Origin of the sequence: Paenibacillus sp. FSL L8-0641, from assembly GCF_038006265.1 — a bacterium.
Lineage (GTDB): Bacteria > Bacillota > Bacilli > Paenibacillales > Paenibacillaceae > Paenibacillus > Paenibacillus polymyxa_D.
The window spans coordinates 717,271-737,318 of the sequence record NZ_JBBOUW010000001.1 but is presented as its reverse complement, the minus strand read 5'-3'; the positions used below and the strand labels follow the sequence as shown (position 1 = coordinate 737,318).

Here is a 20,048-nt window from a genome sequence, read left to right as displayed (position 1 = left end):
TTGTCAATTGTTAGCGAATAATAATGTTTTAGACTAAACAATAAAGAACTAGACTGAGATAAGTTATAGACTGGCGACGCGCGGCCCGCATGCGCGACTGCAGTTGCGCTCCCCATCTCTTCCGGAATGAAGTCCAGCTTTGCGATCGGCGCGCTAGCGACTGCGCCCGTGTAATTAGAAAATATAGTCTTAGACTGGAAAATAAAGTATTAAAGGTATAAACTACGAATATGCTTTTTTCTTGAACCCTCTCATATGATGAGAGTAATTCAGTATTCGAGGAGATGGTCTTGATGAACAAGAACATAGGGATTAAGGATACTTTGGTAAGGTTCGACGAGATTTCGAAGCATTATGTTCGGGAGCTGGACAAGTATAGTCTGGCGGAACTGTGTCGCAAGCCAAGCGAGAACGAATGGTCGCTTGGGCAAATGTACCTGCATCTGCCTCATTCCACGCTGAACTTGCAGCTCCGTCTTGCGGAGCAGTGCATGGCGCTCGGTGGCGGCAACGAGGAGGGCGACGGGAAGACGGAGGCCGGTCATGCCGTGTTTGAGCAAGGGAGCTTCCCACCGGTTCGCATTCAGGTACCGGCCGACTTGCAATATACGCCCCCACAGCCAGAAAGCAAGGAGCAGCTTGTCGCCAAGCTGGAGGAAGCAAGGCGCCGCATGCATGAGATTGGGGCGTCGCTACAGAACATAGACCCAGAGCGGCTGCAGCGAAAGGCGACTCATCCGGCCGTAGCCTTCGGCGCGTTAAACGCGGTCGAATGGTTCACGATGGTGGAGATGCATTACCGTCATCATCTTCTTCAAAAGGAGCGGCTGGACGCTTTCTTACAAACTGCAGAGTTATTAGGCTAACAGGACACGATAGTTGAATGTTGACCACAACAGCGGCCAGTCTAGGAATTTATTTTCGCGTCCTTATCTGCCGCTGTTGCATTTGTCGGATCAGTCTAAAACTTTATTTTCTTCGGACAATAAAGTTGTATACCGAAATCCAATATTGTCATTCGGATTCTTTTATCAATATATAAAAATATGTACGTTAAAATGGGGTAATACCAGCGAAATTGATACAAACCGCAATTTGTTTCCTCTAAGCTTTTAGAGGCTGATCGTTTGGACTGCTTACATCAACATAAACACGAACATATTCACTGTTTCTGTTCTGATAAACCTTTGAACGCTTCAGCACTCTGTAGTAGTCCTCGAAGTGCTCCAAAAACTGATCAATCTCTTCAGGTATTCCTTCAACCCGTATTTTTAGCATCCTCTTTTACAACTCTTCTTTTAGCGATGAGCTTGGAGCATTTTCAACCATTTCGTTTGTAATTCCGTGGATGGCGGTCGCCTCTTCTGGAATGAGGGATACCGGCTTGATTAACGTTTCAAAAAGAGGATTTTCGTCAAGATCAATAATTGCAATCTCTACGATCTCAGAGTCGCCATCTAAACCGGTGGTTTTCACATCTAAAATGATATATTCTGATTTTCTTTGGCTAACTGAACGGTTCGAGCTTTTTGTATTGCTGCTAGTTGTTTCTCTTATTTTCACAAAAAAACCAAGCTGACGATTATAAGATGGACTTTTTCTTGTACAAAAAAGAGTCTGCCCTTGGGCAGACCCGATACAAATGAACAGACTCGTGCAAGTTGTGCTCAGTCAGATTGAACCTGCAGGATAGAGGCTGTTTCAATTCGGATTTATTTTGTTAACTTGATAATAATGTGCTTCTACCCAACATCGTCTCTAATTCGAAAACATTTATTCCATTTAATGATCTTTTAATGGAATAACCTAGCTGACATTTTTAAACACCTCTATTGACACTTAACACTATCATCAATACAACACTTCGTTAAGCCACATTATTACAAATTTATTGATGTAGTTGAGATGGACTCACTTTTTGAATTTGAACAAGTATATCAAACGTTTTACCTAATGATATATCAACAGTTTTTGGTATAGCAGGGCCTTCTTTAGTTATTCCAGCGAAAATTTGATGTTGTTCGTTTAACCAAGTTTTTGTCACTCCGTTCGCCTTACGTAAATCAATAAAAAATTGATCTTTTTTGACCTGTCCAAAAATGTAATTATAACTGTTTGGATCATCTGATTTTAATATTCCATATGGGCCAAATTCACCATCATTATTATAAACATTATATTGTCCTTTATAAACAGATGTTCCAATAGATACATACCGTTTTCCATAATATTCTGCTAAATGCTGCCCAGCTACTTTAGGGTATATAAATGGAATCATATTTGTTTTCGAAACGTGTCCATTATGTCCCCAAACTATGGTTTTCCCTAAATGTTCTTCAGTCCACTTCGCATTTTCATACATTGCAATATCATGTTTCAAATAAAAATCCGATGGTTTATCAGGGGATGTTCCTCCTAACATTGTAGTAAACTGTTCAATAATACGAGCATTTTGTTTTATCCATGCGAACTCTTTGGATTTTCCGTTCAGATAACTTTTATTTTGTTCTAATAAAGCACTGATTTGTTTAGCATCTGAAATATACTTTTCTTTTTCTTCTTTTGTAAGGCTCTCAAAAGTAGTCATATCCTTTGTTACAGGAATGAGACCTTTTATCTTCTCTTCTACTCTAGGCACAAGATCTGAATTGTTTCTTTTTATATATTCTATTATATTATTATAAACATTCTCGTTTACTGATTGAATGTCCATCCCAATGATACGCACTTTAGATTTATGTTCTGGATTAGCATTATATTGTCGAATCCAACTAAGTAGATCTAACATTTCTTTTGTGTTAAATACAGGTGATAGATGTTGGCTTGGGTTTCCCTTACCAGTAAGAACATATCGATCAAGCTCCAAAGCTCTGTCCCATCCCTCTTCTAAAACTAAGTTGATGAATCCCTTTTCAGATACTAAATAATTAACAATGCGTTGTTTCATTGTAAAAACTTCATGAGCCCCATGCGTAGCTTCACCTAAACCTACAATTGAAGCTGAACCTACCATATTCTTAAGTGGTTTTAAATCATTAAAAGATGCAGTTGGATTAGTTGTTTTTAAAGGCTTTGCATGCATTTCTAACCATTCCGTTATTTGATTTGTATTGTAGGGAGCTGTAACAGAAACTCCTGTTTTCGAGTCTGCATAAGTACTTCCTACAAAATTAGTCAGTATTATAGCAAAAACACCAAGTGCAATAATCATTTTCTTTTTCATAATACCCTCCTAAAATACTTACTTGTTAGTTTTTTGACATGCTCTAAGGAGCCCAGTTTAAACCATTTTTTTCCTTTTTTCCTACTTGCTAAATTCAGCAAGTAAAATATTTTTAAATGGATCAGGACTATCAGCTTTAAAGCTGTTCAAATTGACGACCAATGTATGCTTGCCTCCAAGTGTGCCACCAGCAAAAGTGGTAAACCCTAGAACTCTACCTTTGTGTCCCCATATCGAGACACCGTTTGGAAGCTTAGTTTCAAAGATCCCAAGACCATATCCGGTTCCTTCTCTATCTGTAGGAACTGTAGTAAGCATTTGTTTTAGTTGCTGTTCCTTCAGTAATTTACCACTGAATAAGTAAGAGAAGAATTTGTTTAAATCGTCAGCAGTAGAAATCATATCTCCATCCGAGCTACCTGGGTTAATATAAGTAACGTCTTTTAGCTCACTTGCTCCGTCTAGTTGGAAATAGCCACGGGCATGCTTGGTGCCTGGAATCACGCTTGAATTGCCAGGTAGGAATGTATTTGACAAATCAAGCGGTTCAATAATCCGATTTTCAACCTCTTCCGCATAGCTGTTTCCAGTTACTTTTTCAATAAGGATCCCCAGTATTACGTATCCTGTGTTTGAATAAGACCAACCCTTTCCTGGGGCAAAGTCTGGGGGAAGAGAAATCCCCATCTTTACGAATTCTTCAGCCGTATACGATTTTTTTGTATCCATATAATCAAAGTCTTTTGAATTTACATAGTCAGCGATACCACTTGTATGATTCAATATCTGCCGGATAGTAATTTGGTTACCATCATATCCGTTTCCTTGAATGACACCAGGCAACCATTTTTCAATGGAGTCGTCTAGATTCAAGCGGTTCTCTTCAGATAATTGAAGTAGAACGGTTGCAATGAATGTCTTCGTTACACTACCAATGCGAAAGCGAAAATCTGTTTTCATTGGTTTCTTGGTGCTCAGGTCCGCTAACCCAGCGGCATAACTCCATGTTTTTCCACCCTCAGAAGTTTTAGCAAGTATCCCAGGATATCCAAGTTGCAATGTATCCCGCATTGCCTCTTTGACGGAATTACGTTCACTTTGAGTGCTTGTTTGTAACGGACTAGATACATTTTGAATGGACTCCGCTTTTACAATTGAGGTTGGTGTTGTGTATAACAGAGAACTTCCAGCCATTAAAAGGACTAAACCTGTAGATGCAATTTGACAATGCTTTTTCATAAAGATATTCTTCTCCTCTATTCATATTGTATCGGCAGTTATTTGCTGTTTTAGGGCAAGAGTGGATTTGCAATTATCTTTACTCATTATTATTTTCACAAACGCTATTGTGTCCTAACAAACGGTAAATTCCTTTTTTTTCACATGTATGTTAACCCTAGAAATTACTTATTTTCCTTAAAACACTCTTGTTACTGGATTGTTTTTCATAAATAGGTCATACCTGTTTCCCCTTTCACGCCTCTTTATTTTTTATCATACACAATGAAAATCTCTCCTCCTCGTTTATTGTTAATGTGTTAAACTCCCTCTATGATTCTAAGTATTTTTCTGTCACATACGGTAGTGTCAAAATGTCACACTATTAAAAATCCTAATATTATTCGGAGTGAATATCTCAATCCAGATGTCGCTGTCAGTGAAGCTGGTGATTTGGCTGTGTCTTATTCGTATTCCCAGTTGCTCCATAACCTCTCTTACCGGAACTCTTGCCAATCTCAATTCAATCGCTTGCATTTTTCTAGGGGGTAACTCACTCTCGTTGCCAACGTAAAAACACCTCCAAGGTTATCTCCATATCTTACGACATGGCTTGATTCTCTTGAAGGTGTTTTGATTTGTCTCACGTTATGGGGTCAGTCCCCTTGATCTACAGTCGAAAAAGGTTCTTTATCTAACTTTACCAATCGATCAAAAACCTTAATTTCAAATCCCGATTCATTTCTCAACACTTCAAACCGGATGTTCTCCTCTACCGCCGGATTGATGGCTGAACCGAAACATTGTTATCTCCTGACTACAATCAATCATTTTAAGCCCATTATCTTCAAACAGGCATTCAGCATATCCTTGTTTTTATAGATTACAACAGTAATCTCCTGTCGTGCTCTCGTTAGCATTTGGTACAAACGCAGCCCCGTTGTTTCTTTGCACTCCACCTAGGCGACATTCTTTAGCTTGGCGTATTGTTGCAGGTGTAAGGCTTTTGCCGATGCCCAACCGCCGATGACAAATTGACATCGGACAATTTGTCCGATATAATCAAAACAAAACGGACAAACTGTCCGAATTTATAATACGAAGGGTGAAACTGGGATGCATATCAAAAAATTGTATTTTTTATCTGTAGGTGAATGTTTCCTAGATCAATCGGCAGTTAATCGAACCCTTGCCCCCGGGAAATTAGTCGGAATGCCTGTGTGGTCTTTTCTATTGGAAACGACCAGCGGGCCGATACTCATCGATACGGGAATGCCCGACGCTTTTATCAACAATCCCGATTACTACAAGGGGACTAGACGTGAAGGGCGCGTCGTCCCCAACATGTCTGACGGCGACTCGATCGTAAATGTGTTAAAGCGTGTCGGTTATCGACCTGACGATATTCAAATGGTCATTAGCTCCCATTTACACTTGGATCATTCTGGGGGAAACGGGCATTTCCGCAATACGCCGATCCTTATTCAAAGAGCAGAGTATGATGCGGCCATAAACAATGAGGATTACTCTCCATTAGAGTGCAGGCTGCCCGATTTACAATATCAAATCATTGAGGGTGACCATGAATTGATTCCGGGGGTTCAAATTTTATTCACTCCGGGTCATTCCCCTGGCCATCAATCAGTCCTTGTCACAACGGAAAAGTCGGGTCCAGTGCTACTGACAATTGATGTTGCTTATACTCGGGAGAACTTCGAGAATAGCGTACCGTTCTTGACATTCGATCAAGAGATGGCTGCCAAATCGATTACTCGCATGCAGGAGTTAATTCAGGATGTTCGGCCGTCCTATGTTTTCTTGGGACACGATAGAGATCAGGCGCAAAAATGCCGCACCTTTCCTGACTTCCTGTAATGGAGAGACAGGCTATGGATACTCAATCAATGGCTTTATCCGGCAATGAGCGGAAATTAATGGGGACACTTTGCTTGCTCATTATTTTCGGAAACATCAATATGACCATGTTTAATTTGTCTATACCTTCGATTTCCGCTGACTTTGCCCTGACCTCCTCGCAGGTGAGCTGGGTTATGGTCGGTTACAGCATTTTGATGGCTATCGGCGCCGGTACTTACGGCAAGTTAACGGAGTCCTTTTCCTTTCGCCAGCTGTATGTCATTGGTTTAATCCTTTTAGCTTTCGGCTCTATGACCGGCTTTTTTGCAGCTTCATACTTGCAAGTCATCATTGGAAGACTACTGCAGGCAGCAGGGGCCTCATCCATCTCTCCCCTGTCTTATGCGGCAGTAACCCTGTATTTTAAGCCTACAGTCAAGGGACGGGTGCTGGGAACCTTATCCGCCACAATTGCCTTTGCTTCCGGCTTCGGGCCTGTGTTCGGCGGTTTCGTAGAGCAATACTTTGGCTGGCGTGCTTTGTTCATCGTGTCCAGTCTGAGCCTATTTGTTATCCCTTTGATATTCAAGTATGTTCCTGACAAGAAACACGACCGCGGTTCATTCGATTTTCTCGGAGCTGTTTTGTTCTCCGCGGGACTGGCGTTGGTATTGCTAGGGGTTACGAACTATTGGTTTATGCTCATTGCAGGAGCAGCAGTTCTTCTATGGTTCGGTACTCATATTCAGAAAAAAGAACATCCATTTATCGATGCATCTTTCATGAAAAATGCTCCTTACCGACGAATTCTAGGGATTGGATTCCTTACCTTCGTATGCAACACGGGGTTAACCTTTACTCTTCCTGTCATGATGAAGAATTCCTTTCATTTACCAACTAGTAAAATCGGTCTGCTGATGCTTCCCGGTGCCGCCTGTGCAGCCTTGCTCGGATCCCGGATCGGAGGTTGGACAGATCGTTTCGGAAGCTCCCGCGTGCTTGTCATATCGCAAAGTCTCGTCATCAGCGGATTTATACTACTGGGGGTATCCGTACATTTGCCGCCATGGATCGACGCTTTATTGATCATTATCCTTATGATTGGATTCAACGGTGTCCTCACCTCTAGCAGCAATTTAGTTTCGACGACACTCCGTTCGGCTGAGTTGGGTGTGGGGATGGGTATTTTCACACTGGCCTATCTCCTAGGCGGAGCATTCGGCCCTGCGCTGGTCGGCCGACTGATTGATCTAAAGATGCCTTTTTCTGTTGTTTATTTTACCATTTCCCTATTGGCAATCCTGACATACTTATTCGCAAGAAAAGCAAATCCTAGCGGAAGCTATGGTAATTAGTTTGGTAGACTTACGACATGTCCGAAAGATACGGAGGATGAATAGATGAGTAAATTAAATATCCAACTGTCCTTTGCTGCTATTCATGAGCTGGCCGAGGGGATCCGAACAAGGGAAATATCCCCGGTAGAGATTACAGAACATGCGCTTCATCGCATCGAACGTTTGAATCCGAAACTGAACGTTTTCGTTACCCAAACGTCCGAACTGGCGATTGAACAAGCGAAGCAATCGGAACGCGATATTATGCATGGTCGGTACAAAGGGCCCCTTCACGGGATTCCCATCGTTCATAAGGATCTATATTACACTAAAGGGATCCGAACAACTGCCGGTTCAAAAATATTGAACAGCTTCGTCCCCGATTACGATTCGACGGTTGCAGCTAAGCTACATGAGGCTGGAACAGTTCTGCTAGGCAAAGTACAGACTCACGAGTTCGCTGCGGGATTGACAACAACTAGCCCGCACTTCGGTCCTTGCCTCAATCCGTGGAACACTGAACTTGTAACGGGAGGTTCAAGCGGCGGCTCGGCTTCTGCTTTAGCAGCTGGACTTACTTATCTGGGCACAGGCTCGGATACCGGAGGTTCGATCCGCATACCCGCTGCTTTGTGCGGTGTCGTAGGGATGAAGCCGACGTACGGTCGGGTCAGTCGGTATGGTATCATTCCAATGGCCTGGTCATTGGACCACTCGGGTCCGTTGACCCGCTGTGTCATGGATGCGTCCCTGTGCTTGGATGTGATGTCTGGCTTCGATCCAAAGGATGAATCGACTGTCGATCTGCCTGCGCCAGGTATCAAGATGTATCCGAATGGTCTCAGGGGTGTGCGTATCGGATTGCCGACAAGCTACTATTACGAGGATTTGATGCCGGAAGTGGAAGCTGCGATGAAGGCCGCTATCAATAAATTCCGAGAACTGGGAGCAGAAATCATCGAAGTTAGCCTGCCCCTGATCAAACATGTTAGAAGTGCGACGATGGCCATTATGATGACGGAAATGTACTCGTACCACGAGAAGTGGCTTGAGACAGAATTGGAACAGTATGGACCGGACGTCCGAATGTTTCTTGAAAGCAGTAGAGATATTCCGGCTTCCATTTACCTTCAGTCTCAGCGGGCCCGGCAACTAATTGCCAATGATTTTTTGAATGCATTGTCCGGAATCGACATCTTGTTGACGCCGGCAACACCGATCACTGCGCCGCGTGCAGATGATGATGCTAGTGTATTCAGATTGAACTCATTTACGGTTCCGACCAATTTGACTGGCTTGCCTAGCCTGAGCATGCCTTGCGGCTTCTCACCTTCCGGTCTGCCGATTAATATGCAATTGATTGGCCGCCCCTTCGAAGAAGCGACAGTACTAGGTATCGGCAATACTTATGAAATGAATACAGACTGGCACAAGAGACATCCGGATTTGTAAGCCTGACTATATTTGATGGAGGGTAATCTATGGATCAAAAGCAACTTAACTCTGAAGTTAGCAGGAAAGCATCAACCGAAACCGGAACAGATACGACGAGCGACAAGAAAAAAGCATACGAGCAGTTTATTCATACGATCGCAAGTTTAAAGGAACTGGACCTATCGGGCATTGAACCGCATTTGCCTCCAATTTACAAAAAGCACTATACCAAGAAATAAAAAAAAGCTCATCGGTCACCCAAATGAATGTATTTTTAATTTTTCACGAAATGTATTATAATTATGAAGACGGACAACATGTCCTATACACGAAAAACGGACTTATTGTCCGTTTTTCGTGTTAAATAACAGTTAAATTAATGATGAAGGGAGATGTTTATGGTGAATTCAGAATCGCAATCTGTCTCTCTGAAAATTCCCAGAGAGGAGTTAAACCGAAGACGAATTTTGACGGCGGCTAGAGAACTTTTCATCAAAAACGGTGTTGACAATGTCAATATGCATCAGATTGCGAAGACTGCTGGAGTAGGACAAGCAAGCCTATACCGCCGCTATTCGGATAAGGGCGACATATGTCAGGAGATCGCGTATGAAGAATACCAACCTTTGTTTGATGAAGTTCAAGCATTTCTTGATCAATCCCCAGAAACCGCTGCCTTGGACCGGCTTTACCATGTAATCGTAAGATATGTCTCTTTTTTAGAGGCGAAAGTTCCTTGGCTCTGTGAGGTCAGCCGGGCCTCAACCGGGCATCGTCCGTTACAATCTCCGTTATGTCAATGGATGCGCAATATAAGCAGAGATCTGCTAAATGAGGCCGTTGAACAGGGAGACGTATCCGGGGTGGACATTTCATATACTATTGAAGCCCTGCTGGCCGTGCTTCACAATATCGATTACCATCTCCAAGATGAAGGCTTTACAAGCCAACGAGTTCTTGATGGATTACACCGCATATTTATTGAAGGTTTAAGAGCTAATAGACATTAATTGAGGGGCTGGCCACAAAGCCACATAACATGGATGAGGGATAGTCCTGCGTAACTCCTCTTTTTATCTCATAATGGTATATTGAATGTACAAAGAAACCATATCCTTTCAAATGGTCGGGTGGTACCTCCATTTTACCCAGGAACGGTTTCTTATTGTTTTACAATTGGAGAACAGGACGTCCCTAGTCATTTTTATGACTTATGGGACAACCCTTTTTTTCTGCCAATGGCTGCTACGCGAATTGTCCGGATCGGACTTCCATGGCACGCTCTCCTTATTCGGTCTTCTTATCATCAGCAGCGCTCTTTCGACTACTTCCTGTAGGCTTCGTAGCAGCAGGCTTAGTAGCCTGAGAATCCATGGAGAACAAGCAGGTTTTCATCTTATGTATTCTAAAATTGCAGTTGAAGAGATTTGTACAACACTTGGGGATTTTATTAACTCATCTTCCAAACTCCACGTCCAACTTCTCCAATCCATAACCAAACCACCTTTACGAAAAGTATCAATTATGATCGTAATTTGGATTCGATATAGATAATACCATATGTTAATATTTATAGGATATATAGAGTAAATAGAAACACAAAAAGCCAATAGAAACAAGGGGCTTTGTTTCTACTGGTTTAAAAATGTCTCAAACATATACCCAAAAATGTCTCGGTTATCAACCAAATCAGTCTCAATTATTACCGTTACTCACTGTGTGGTGTCATAATTAATGAGAATATCCACATTGCTTAAATGCATAAAAATACATCCGCTTGTATACATTATTTTACCATCGAGTAACCCTAAAGATACAAAAAAGGGCAAAAAAAATGCCGGTTAATGGATATAAAAAACATATGCAGTTCCATCATTAAATACAAAGATGCAGTAGCTGGTAAATCTTCAATTAATTTAATTTTTGAGTCTGTTATGAGGTATACAATATTGTTTGGATCATAGAGGTACCAGTCATCTCTCATCACTTACGATATATCCGTTAACTTTTTTATAGCCAGCAGCCATTTTCTCCTTATAAGCTTCATCACGTAGTCTTTTTATTCTTTCCTGTTTTAATACCTCTCTAGCTGCTAATTTTAGTTTATTGTACCTTCTATTGAATTTATCTAACTGATAGAATGCAAACACATTGCTAAGCTTAGGCCTTTCATCGAGAAGGGTTAATAACTTAGGAATTGTGACTGAACTGTAAAACTGCCCCAAACTCTTTGGATCTAGCTCTTAGTTTTCTTCTGTATTCTGTTCTTTGCGTTCTAAGAGTATCTATCTCTTTCAACAGTTCAACTTCACGTCTAGCCAGATGGTTTCTTTCAGTTTCAACTTTAGTAATATTTCTTTTCAGAGGCTCTCTGAGTTATGCCCGATGATTTCTTTCATCACCAGCAAATTTTGATTTAGATCTGCTGTAAAAGGAACGACTAGTTGAGGTATTTCTTGTTTCATGAAACTTTTTTTGATCAAAGCTGAACCAGTGTAAATTTCTCCCGTTCCCTGTATGCAACCATTGAAATACTCTTGATACTCCAAACGGAAGAGCAAATGGGAAAAAAGTTCCTAACCATATATCCGGTTTAATAAGATAAGTTAGTACCTTTTGCAGAATGATGACGGTCTCACCCTTTCATGAAAATCAAGAAATTCCATATTTGCTAATTTAGCATACCCAGCCCCATTATTTTAATTCAAACGCTTAATTGCCCTTGTCTTAACACGAGACAATATCATTTATCTGTAAAACAAAAAGCCGCCAAATTGGCGACTTCATAACCACTGCAAGTTCTTGTCCCGAACTGAGAACAAGAACTAGGTACCCCCTTGGGAAAAGAATATGATCTTATTGTCAATCATCATATTATTATAGGTAAGATGCAAGGAAAGATTCTTACGCCCTCTTACCACTGTAAAACTATATTATGAAATTCTCCGTGTTAGTCTTTCGATTTCTGCTAACTTCTAAGGATACGAACCCCCGGTACGGTTGTGAGCCGACGGGAGGTTACGTGTCCAGGCATAAGATAATACTTTAATTAGTTTTGGAGACCAGTTTAGATACGGATATAAGCAATCGGGCTGTAACCATTTCGTCGAATCAAGCCGCTGCTTAACGGGTTCTGTTGTAAGAACGTTTCAATTGGAATGATAATCATAACTACTGTCTAAACATTCTCATTTCCCCAAATGCTTACCAGATCATTGATCTGAAGCGACACGACCCTCAGTTCTCCACCAATGGCGTAGAGTTCTAGTCCCTTACTTTCGAAGTCCGGGAAAATCATGTCTGAAATGATTGTTTTTCCATGATTGCCGAAGACTTCGACACTTGACCAATCCAGATAAATGCTCAACTGTATCCTCTCATGCTCTGGCTTCATAGTGGCCTTGTGTATTGCTGTGAAATCTGAATGAAAATCAGTGGCGCTCGACTTCGTCCGATCGACGAACAATTCCTCATTCGAGATATTATATCCGATGATCGTCTCCTGATTGGCGGACTTCCGTACTTTAAACCCGAATTCCATAGCAGTACCGATTTCAAATTCTGCAATAATTTCTGCCTTGGCTGCGGAAATATCAGACAACACGTTCATATCTGGCTTAATCGTCAAGTCTTGTAGAGACAAAATCGGTTTTCTTAGCTGACTTAATTCATTTATGGGTGTTTGGATTAGGCGAAGTCCCTCGGGATAAGTCCTTAGCTGTAGCTCCCGGGGAATTGATGTCTTGCCACGCCATTCCTTTGAAGGAAGCGTCGTAGCATAACGCCAATTATTCATCCAGCCGATCCAAATCTTTCGTCCGTCTTCGTTCGAAATGCCATTCCAGGACACGGCCGCGTAAAAGTCTGATCCATAGTCTACCCATTTGATAGTATCGATAGATTCCAACGCTTCATCTGGCGTGAACGACTTACCGTCAAAGTTGCCTACAAAATACATCATGCCAGAACCGCCTGCCGGTGGTTCCGGATCGTCTGGATTCACACCATTTCTATCCCCGACGCTTAGCATCAGAATCCACTTCGTGGTATTAGGATCCTCATCCACTTGGATTCGAAATATATCAGGACATTCAAATATCCCTCGGTGTATATATGGAATGTCGGAACCGAATTCGCTTGCAAAAGACCATTCTTTCAGGTTTGGAGATGTGTAAAATTCTACACGGTCCCTTACGGCAAGAACCATGATCCACATTGATGATTCATCATGCCAAATCACCTTCGGATCACGAAAGTCTAGCGTGTCCGTTGGAAATAAAACCGGGTTACCTTCATATTTTGTCCAGGTTCGACCCTTATCCTTGCTGTAAGCAATGCTTTGCACCTGCGGTTTTCCAGGCTGAGCCTTGTTGCCCTCATTTGTATAAATGGCAACCAATCCTGATCCTTCCTCGTCGAAAAATCCGCTGGTATTGTTCTTATCCACCACCGCACTCCCCGAGAAGATCGCTCCGTCCTCTCCAGGTGGAATCGCCGGTGGAAGCTCAGTCCAATGCACTAGATCCTTGCTTACCGCATGCCCCCAATGCATGTTGCCAAAATCAGGCTGCGTATCATGGGGCGTATGCTGGTAGAACAGGTGGTACTCTCCTTCAAAGTAAACCATACCGTTGGGATCGTTCATCCAATTTTTCTCCGGTGAATAATGAAATTGAGGCCTGTACGTTTCACTATAGTTACTTTTTAATTCTTTCATAGTATCCGCTCTCCTTTTAATTGTTGATAAGGTATTTAACATAATAATTTGAGTTTGCTCGTTTGCAAATGAATTTGAGATACTACCATTTAAATGTTTCAGCCTTGATCTTTAAGATATCTGTCATAACCTTTTTGTTTGATTTCCAGCCATTTATCTAGTCCCAGTCTGGACAGCTCGGCTTTATATTCGGCCCATTCTTCTTCCACTTTACCCGTCTTGATCCATTCCGCCCGCTTGCGGCTAACGTAAGCAAACAAATCGGTTTCCAATGTGGAGATCTGCTTCTGATCCTCCAGCGAGAAGAAGACTTTCGGGAAATTATGGTCAGCCTTCATATAAGGAACGAGTCTTTCCTTCATGAGCTTAAGCCGTCCCACTGCATCATCGGGCTTGGTCGTTACTTTTCCGTAATACTCGTCAAGAATTGCCAATGGACCGCCGATATTCGTTTTTTGCCGCAGCTCGACAGGGGCCGCTCCCTTAAGCGGAAGATGCTTCAGCATATGACTCGCTTCATCGTATTCAAAAATGTTCTGCTGAGTTTTGTCGCCGTAGGTGCCCCAGTTGTCCTGTACGGACTGGATAGGATCATACAGTTGGTCAATCCATTTTGCCGTAAGCTCAAGATTTTTGTTGTCACTGGTAATCACCATTTTCCCCCGGTCAAAGCCGAGATTGTTCGTGCGGGTCACATTGACTTCACCGCTTGGCCCGGCGAGCGGATTCATCAATTCATATTTATCGTTATCTCCTGAGATGTTCGCCTTATCCCATTGAAAGTAGAGACCATATTTTTCATTCTGGCCTTTGGCCAGATACGTATTGTAATCCTGCTCGAATGACTCTTCGTCGATCAGGTTCAGCTTATACAGCTCATTAAGATATTTAATCCCCTCTTTATAACCATCCTGATCGGCAGTGAAGACCACTTTCCCCTCATTGGTCACTACCGTATGATCGCCGTTGTCCCCAAGACCGAATGATCCGAACAGAAAATTCAGGTCCTCATTGCCGTTATTGAGTATAAAGGACAGCGGGATTTCATCCGCTTGGCCATTTCCGTTAGGGTCGCCATTTTTAAATGCGAGCAGAACTTTTTTTAAATCCTCGGTGGTTTTTGGCATTTTAAGTCCCAGCTTTTTCAGCCACTCCACATTGATCCATGGCATGTCATTTACAGAATGAATGCTCTCCTTCTCAGAACCCAGCTCTTCAATCCAAGGAAAGGCATAAATGTGCCCGTCCTGTGCGGTTATCATGGATCTGTACTCAGGTGCTTCCTTCAATACCTTCTGCAGATTCGGCATATATTTTTGAATCAAATCCTCCAAAGGGATAATAGTTCCATCCTTTCCGAGATTCAACAAATCGTAATCGGAATATATGGCATCCAGTATGGCATCTGGAAGATCACCACTGGCAACAGCAAGGTTTCTTTTTTCAATGAAGGAATCGGAGGTGAAGTTGGTAAAATCGATATGCACCCCTGTTTTTTCTTCCAGTCTTTTATAAATCAACTTTTCATTTGGATCGGAAGGTGCCAGCGGCGAGCTTTGAGTCATAAAATGCAAAGTAACTTTCTCTTTAAGCGGCAGAGTAACATTTTCCAGCTTGTAATCTTCGGATGCCGCAGAATTATTGCCTGAACCGCCACATCCGGCAAGCAGTGAAGTAGAAAGTGCCAACACAGACAAGGTTAGTAATGTTTTTTTCATCTCTATTCCCCCGATTTGTTATTTGATCGAACCTACCATGACACCCTTTTCGAAATACTTCTGGAAGAATGGATACATGACAATCAAAGGCAAACTTGATATGACAATGGCAGAGTACTTAATCATTTCAGACAATTTCTTAAGCTCCGCTTGTGCCATCGCATCGGCAATCATGCCGGGCTGAACCTGATTCTGTATCAAAATGGAGCGCAGTACCAGTTGAAGCGGAAACAGCTTCGGATCATCCAGATAAATCATGGCGTCGAAATAAGAATTCCACTGTCCGACAAAAGCATATAAAGCTAGAACAAAAATAATAGGCTTGGAAAGCGGCAGGACGATTTTAAAGAAAATACTGAGCTCGGAAGCTCCGTCTATACTCGCCGCCTGGAACAGTTCTTTCGGAAGTCCCTGGAAATAAGTCTTTGCCAGAATAATATTGAATACGCTGATCGAGCCGGGCAGAATAATGGCCCAGACCGTATTCAACATGCCTAAATCCTTAATCACCAGATAGGTAGGAATCAGACCGCCACCGAAAAACATCGTTATCAGGAAAAAGATCATAATGGACCGTTTCCCTACCAACTCTTCAATCGCAAGCGGATAAGCCGCGAAGACGGAAAATAATACGGTTGCGAACGCAAAGGCTGCTGAATAAAAAATAGCATTAAAAAAACCGCGGATCATGGCACTGTTGCTTAGGATTTTGGCATATCCCGTGAGTGTCCAGTCTGATGATGTAATGGCAAACCCTTTGGTAATCAGAGTATTTGGAGTTAAAAAGGACGAAAGCACCACATAAACCAGCGGTAACAGAATAGCGAGAACAAACAAACCAAGTAGAATATAATTAATGATGAGCAGAATCCGGTCCTTCCCGGTGTAATGAATATCCATAAATACCTCCTTCTTTAATACAGCCCTTCTCCTTCGTTCAGCTTCTTGACGACGGTATTTACGAAAATCAACAGGAATACATTAATTACGGAATTGAACAACCCGATTGCCGTAGAATAAGCATAATCGCCGGATTGCAACCCCACCTTGTATACGTAAGTTGCGATGATTTCCGAGGTAGGTGTGTTCAGAGCCGTCTGCATTAGGTAAGCCTTTTCATAGCCGATCGACATAATACCTCCTGCAGCGAGAATGAACAGGACGGCCATGACGGGTTTAAGAGCTGGCAGATCAATGTGGAAGATTCTCTTCATCAATGAAGCGCCATCAATTGTTGCAGCGTCATGCAACTGCGGGTCCACATTGGCTAAGGTGGCCACATAAATGATAGAGGACCAGCCCGCTGTTTGCCATATACCGGACAAAATATATACCGTTCGGAAATAGGCAGGATCAGTCATAAAAGCAATCGGCTTGCCGGTGAAGGTTGTTACCAAAGCGTTCACTATTCCAGCTGGCGATAGAAAAACAAACAGCATACCGGCAACAACAACAACCGAGATGAAGTTAGGTGCGTATACAATAAGCTGAATATTCTTCTTGAACTTCGCTCCTCTGACCAGATTTAGCATTAAGGCCAGAATGATTGGTACTGGGAAGCCGAGAATAAGACCGTAAGCGCTTAATTTAAGCGTATTCATTAAAATGTCATAAAAATTTGGTGATGAAAGAAACCGCTGAAAATGTTCAAATCCAACCCATTCGCTGCCGAGGATGCCTTTTCTTGGGCTGAAATTTTTAAACGCAATGATCGAGCCGTACATGGGAACATACTTGAAAATGACGGTAAGAATTATGGACGGAAGCAGAAACAAATACAATATATAATTTCGAAGCATATAGCTTAACCAATGGTTTCTTTTTTTTGTTTCTGAAGCCTTTAATCCCCTTTTTTGAACGATCGAATTTGCCAATATTTTCCCTCCTATTGTTCACGGCTTGTTATACGACACAAAATATAAGCCATGTTATGTCATCTCTCTGACATAATTAACCAAGATGTTTTTCAAATACTTGCTTGTAATATCCACACCTCCAACAGAACGAGAATTTTACACATTCCCAAAATGAATGGGCTTACAATTTACATTTGAACATATTTTACTCTTACAATTTAGCAGATGTACATTTAATTAGTCAATATATTTCGGGTGAAAAATTCATTCAAAAAGCGTATTTCAAGATAATTATAATGTTTCCAGCAAAAATCTATCAAAAATACACAATACAAATAAACAAACGTAAACTTTTATTGTTCATTTGAATAAATGCATTGTTAAAAACATGAAAATACTATATATTTAGAAGTATGAAGAATCTTAATTCGGAGAATAAGGTGAACAATATGACGAGAAAGTCAAAGGTTACGATACAAGATATCGCTGATGCCTTGGGGATTTCCAGAAACACTGCCTCCAAGGCGCTTAATGGAGTGGAGAGTATTCCCGCCGTTACTAGGGACAAGGTGGTCAAAAAAGCAATGGAGCTTAAATACAAACAATTTTCTTATATGGAAACAGCTTCTGAAAAACAAGGCAATATCGCACTTTTGACCTGTAATCTTCCTAATAGCTCACACTTTGGATCTTTGTTGATCAGCGGACTGGAGAAGGAAATCAGCAAACAGGGCTATACTTTATCTATTTATTTTGTTCGTGAGAATGATATCAATTCGATGACCCTACCCGGCAATTTTGAACCTTCGAATGTGGCTGGCATTTTCTGCATCGAAATGTTCAGCAAGGAATACAGCAAGCTGATCACAGATCTTGGCATCCCAACTATTTTTATTGATTGCGCTGCGGATATGATGTATCCAGAATTGAAGGCGGATCTGGTATTAATGGAAAATGAACACAGCACATACTGTGTTACCCGGAAATTGATCGATTATGGCTATGAAAGCTTCGGTTTTGTAGGCGATTACAATCACTGTAAAAGTTTTAATGAACGCTGGACCGGATTTAATAAGGCCTTAGCAGAAGCAGGAATCGCCGTAGATCCTGCCCAAAGCATTGTAGCGCCTGACCGCAACTTCGTTCTAGAGGAGAACTGGATGGAACAGCAGTTGGATGCCCTGAGGGAATGTCCCTCCGTCTTTATTTGCGCCAATGATTTCATTGCCATCAGCGTGATCAAATCTTTGAAAAACAAAGGGATTAAAGTCCCGGAAGATGTTGCTGTTTGCGGGTTCGATGATGCTTTGGAATCCCGGGTTGTCGAGCCTCATCTTACAACCGTGCATATTTATAGTAGTCAGATGGGTATTATTTCAGCCGAAATGTTATTGTCCAGAATCAAAGACAATACCATGCCATACCGAGTGACTCATGTTGCAACGGATATCGTATACCGAGACTCGACCCCTGTTCTAAACTAAATCTACCAAGAGGTGAATCAAAGTGAAAAATGACAGAACGGTTCTTTGTGTGGGCGAGTTGCTCATTGATTTTTTCTGCACAGATATTGATGTTAATCTTGCCAAGGGTCAGCATTTCTCCAAGCAGGCCGGCGGCGCTCCGGCAAATGTAAGCGCAGCCGTAGCCAAGCTCGGAGGAAAAGCGTCATTCTTGGGGAAAGTCGGGGCTGATCCCTTTGGCATGTACCTGAAGCAAACGTTGGATGAGCAGCATGTGGATACGTCTATGCTCCTTTTTGATCCGTCAACGCCGACTACACTGGCCTTTGTTTCCCTTGCCGCTAACGGCGAACGGGATTTCGTGTTCAACCGCGGAGCTGACCGTCAACTGTCTCTGCAGGACATTGATAGAGAATGGACCGGGCAGGCAGCCATTCTGCATTTTGGCTCGGCAACGGCCTTGCTCGCCGATCCTTTCCGGGAAGCGTATTTGTCTTTATTGGACGAAGCGAAAGCCAATGGGCAATTTACCTCCTTTGATCCCAATTACCGGGGGGACCTCTGGAAAGATAGGCTGGAGGAGTTTATAACATTGTCCAGAAGAGGAATACACAATGCGGATTTCGTAAAGGTAAGCGAAGAGGAATTAAATATCATTACGGGGCTGACTGACCGCAATGCTTCATTGGATCTTTTGCATGGGTTGGGAGCTAAAACGGTGGCAGTTACCTTGGGGAAAGAAGGTACTCTCATCTCAAGCGGTACCTCCCGTTCGCTAATCAGCAGTATTACTGTTAAATCGATCGATTCTACCGGTGCCGGTGATGCCTTCGTCGGAGCTATGCTGTATCAAATCAGCCAGCTGAGTCAGCCCAAGGCATTTACCTCCGATTGGGAGCAACAGCAGGAATTTATAACACTTGCCAATCAAGTCGGCGCTATCGTGTGCACTAAAGTTGGAGCGATTGCAGCCTTGCCATCGTTGGAAGAAGTTAAGCATTTCATAGAGCAACAGGGTGAAACAAAAATCGAACTGTAAGAACAGCAAAGGTGTCCCGACGATCCTAGGGTCGCTGGACACCTTTTTAGTTATTCCTTGGAAAGTGAAGTGAGGAAACTAAATCATATCAAGGGAGTTTAATCAAAAGGAAACTACTACTATCCTATGTAGTAGCTCCTTGTATTTAAGACAGACCAAAATATTTTCGATTGCCGATAATATTCC

At 42.2% G+C, this 20,048-nt stretch carries 16 protein-coding genes; 8 read left to right on the top strand and 8 right to left on the bottom strand.

The window, feature by feature from the left end; genetic code table 11:
• Positions 1-293: 293 nt before the first annotated feature.
• Positions 294-866 carry a DinB family protein gene (locus tag MKY16_RS03255; RefSeq protein WP_165148181.1) on the top strand — a complete coding sequence of 191 codons (573 nt, stop codon included), beginning with the start codon at positions 294-296 and terminating at the stop codon, positions 864-866.
• Between the two features lie 238 nt (positions 867-1,104).
• On the opposite strand, the gene MKY16_RS26085 is transcribed toward MKY16_RS03255, so the two are convergent.
• From MKY16_RS26085 to MKY16_RS03240, 4 genes are all read right to left on the bottom strand, one after another.
• Positions 1,105-1,278: a DUF3970 family protein gene (locus tag MKY16_RS26085; RefSeq protein WP_445744859.1), complete on the bottom strand. Its 174-nt coding sequence runs from the start codon at positions 1,276-1,278 to the stop codon at positions 1,105-1,107.
• Positions 1,279-1,284: 6 nt separating this feature from the next.
• Positions 1,285-1,563, bottom strand: a complete 279-nt coding sequence (locus MKY16_RS03250) for a 3'-5' exonuclease (RefSeq protein ID WP_080658578.1) — start codon at positions 1,561-1,563, stop codon at positions 1,285-1,287.
• Positions 1,564-1,888: 325 nt separating this feature from the next.
• Positions 1,889-3,223 carry an erythromycin esterase family protein gene (locus MKY16_RS03245; protein ID WP_029515912.1) on the bottom strand — a complete coding sequence of 445 codons (1,335 nt, stop codon included), beginning with the start codon at positions 3,221-3,223 and terminating at the stop codon, positions 1,889-1,891.
• A gap of 81 nt (positions 3,224-3,304) precedes the next feature.
• Positions 3,305-4,462, bottom strand: a complete 1,158-nt coding sequence (locus MKY16_RS03240) for a serine hydrolase domain-containing protein (RefSeq protein ID WP_340954105.1) — start codon at positions 4,460-4,462, stop codon at positions 3,305-3,307.
• Positions 4,463-5,557: 1,095 nt separating this feature from the next.
• On the opposite strand from MKY16_RS03240, the gene aiiA reads away from it, so the two are divergent.
• The 5 genes from aiiA to MKY16_RS03215 all read left to right on the top strand — a co-directional run bounded on the left by aiiA (position 5,558) and on the right by MKY16_RS03215 (position 10,079).
• On the top strand, positions 5,558-6,316 hold the full coding sequence (aiiA, locus tag MKY16_RS03235; protein ID WP_029515914.1) for a quorum-quenching N-acyl homoserine lactonase AiiA: 759 nt from the start codon (positions 5,558-5,560) through the stop codon (positions 6,314-6,316).
• 14 nt (positions 6,317-6,330) lie between these two features.
• Positions 6,331-7,653: an MFS transporter gene (locus tag MKY16_RS03230; protein ID WP_340954103.1), complete on the top strand. Its 1,323-nt coding sequence runs from the start codon at positions 6,331-6,333 to the stop codon at positions 7,651-7,653.
• A 45-nt stretch (positions 7,654-7,698) separates the two neighbouring features.
• The gene (locus MKY16_RS03225; RefSeq protein ID WP_340954100.1) at positions 7,699-9,087 is read left to right on the top strand and encodes an amidase; all 1,389 of its coding nucleotides are present in this window, start codon (positions 7,699-7,701) and stop codon (positions 9,085-9,087) included.
• Between the two features lie 29 nt (positions 9,088-9,116).
• The gene (locus MKY16_RS03220) at positions 9,117-9,308 is read left to right on the top strand and encodes a hypothetical protein (protein WP_029515917.1); all 192 of its coding nucleotides are present in this window, start codon (positions 9,117-9,119) and stop codon (positions 9,306-9,308) included.
• A gap of 159 nt (positions 9,309-9,467) precedes the next feature.
• On the top strand, positions 9,468-10,079 hold the full coding sequence (locus MKY16_RS03215) for a TetR/AcrR family transcriptional regulator (RefSeq protein ID WP_340954097.1): 612 nt from the start codon (positions 9,468-9,470) through the stop codon (positions 10,077-10,079).
• Positions 10,080-12,247: 2,168 nt separating this feature from the next.
• Here MKY16_RS03215 and MKY16_RS03210 read toward each other — a convergent pair.
• The 4 genes from MKY16_RS03210 to MKY16_RS03195 all read right to left on the bottom strand — a co-directional run bounded on the left by MKY16_RS03210 (position 12,248) and on the right by MKY16_RS03195 (position 17,303).
• Entirely contained in the window at positions 12,248-13,786 is a 1,539-nt protein-coding gene (locus MKY16_RS03210; protein WP_340954094.1) for a glycoside hydrolase family 32 protein, read from the bottom strand.
• Positions 13,787-13,884: 98 nt separating this feature from the next.
• Positions 13,885-15,504, bottom strand: coding sequence for an ABC transporter substrate-binding protein (locus MKY16_RS03205; protein ID WP_340954091.1), 1,620 nt, complete (start codon positions 15,502-15,504; stop codon positions 13,885-13,887).
• A gap of 18 nt (positions 15,505-15,522) precedes the next feature.
• A complete protein-coding gene (locus MKY16_RS03200; protein WP_013309484.1) occupies positions 15,523-16,404 on the bottom strand; it encodes a carbohydrate ABC transporter permease in 882 nt (293 codons plus the stop codon).
• Between the two features lie 14 nt (positions 16,405-16,418).
• Positions 16,419-17,303: an ABC transporter permease gene (locus MKY16_RS03195; protein ID WP_230584986.1), complete on the bottom strand. Its 885-nt coding sequence runs from the start codon at positions 17,301-17,303 to the stop codon at positions 16,419-16,421.
• Positions 17,304-17,809: 506 nt separating this feature from the next.
• Here MKY16_RS03195 and MKY16_RS03190 point away from each other — a divergent pair.
• Together MKY16_RS03190 and MKY16_RS03185 are read left to right on the top strand one after the other, a co-directional pair.
• Entirely contained in the window at positions 17,810-18,844 is a 1,035-nt protein-coding gene (locus MKY16_RS03190) for a LacI family DNA-binding transcriptional regulator (RefSeq protein ID WP_340954088.1), read from the top strand.
• Positions 18,845-18,866: 22 nt separating this feature from the next.
• Positions 18,867-19,862 (top strand): carbohydrate kinase family protein, encoded by a 996-nt coding sequence (locus tag MKY16_RS03185; RefSeq protein ID WP_340954085.1) that lies wholly within the window; start codon positions 18,867-18,869, stop codon positions 19,860-19,862.
• Positions 19,863-20,048: the final 186 nt, after the last annotated feature.

Excerpts from the sequence above, each read along its gene's own strand:
- MKY16_RS03255 (WP_165148181.1), top strand. The coding sequence starts at position 294 with ATGAACAAGAACATAGGGATTAAGGATACTTTGGTAAGGTTCGACGAG.
- MKY16_RS26085 (WP_445744859.1), bottom strand. The coding sequence starts at position 1,278 with ATGCTAAAAATACGGGTTGAAGGAATACCTGAAGAGATTGATCAGTTT.
- MKY16_RS03245 (WP_029515912.1), bottom strand. The coding sequence starts at position 3,223 with ATGAAAAAGAAAATGATTATTGCACTTGGTGTTTTTGCTATAATACTG.
- MKY16_RS03240 (WP_340954105.1), bottom strand. The coding sequence starts at position 4,462 with ATGAAAAAGCATTGTCAAATTGCATCTACAGGTTTAGTCCTTTTAATG.
- aiiA (WP_029515914.1), top strand. The coding sequence starts at position 5,558 with ATGCATATCAAAAAATTGTATTTTTTATCTGTAGGTGAATGTTTCCTA.
- MKY16_RS03230 (WP_340954103.1), top strand. The coding sequence starts at position 6,331 with ATGGATACTCAATCAATGGCTTTATCCGGCAATGAGCGGAAATTAATG.
- MKY16_RS03225 (WP_340954100.1), top strand. The coding sequence starts at position 7,699 with ATGAGTAAATTAAATATCCAACTGTCCTTTGCTGCTATTCATGAGCTG.
- MKY16_RS03220 (WP_029515917.1), top strand. The coding sequence starts at position 9,117 with ATGGATCAAAAGCAACTTAACTCTGAAGTTAGCAGGAAAGCATCAACC.
- MKY16_RS03215 (WP_340954097.1), top strand. The coding sequence starts at position 9,468 with ATGGTGAATTCAGAATCGCAATCTGTCTCTCTGAAAATTCCCAGAGAG.
- MKY16_RS03210 (WP_340954094.1), bottom strand. The coding sequence starts at position 13,786 with ATGAAAGAATTAAAAAGTAACTATAGTGAAACGTACAGGCCTCAATTT.
- MKY16_RS03205 (WP_340954091.1), bottom strand. The coding sequence starts at position 15,504 with ATGAAAAAAACATTACTAACCTTGTCTGTGTTGGCACTTTCTACTTCA.
- MKY16_RS03200 (WP_013309484.1), bottom strand. The coding sequence starts at position 16,404 with ATGGATATTCATTACACCGGGAAGGACCGGATTCTGCTCATCATTAAT.
- MKY16_RS03195 (WP_230584986.1), bottom strand. The coding sequence starts at position 17,303 with ATGCTTCGAAATTATATATTGTATTTGTTTCTGCTTCCGTCCATAATT.
- MKY16_RS03190 (WP_340954088.1), top strand. The coding sequence starts at position 17,810 with ATGACGAGAAAGTCAAAGGTTACGATACAAGATATCGCTGATGCCTTG.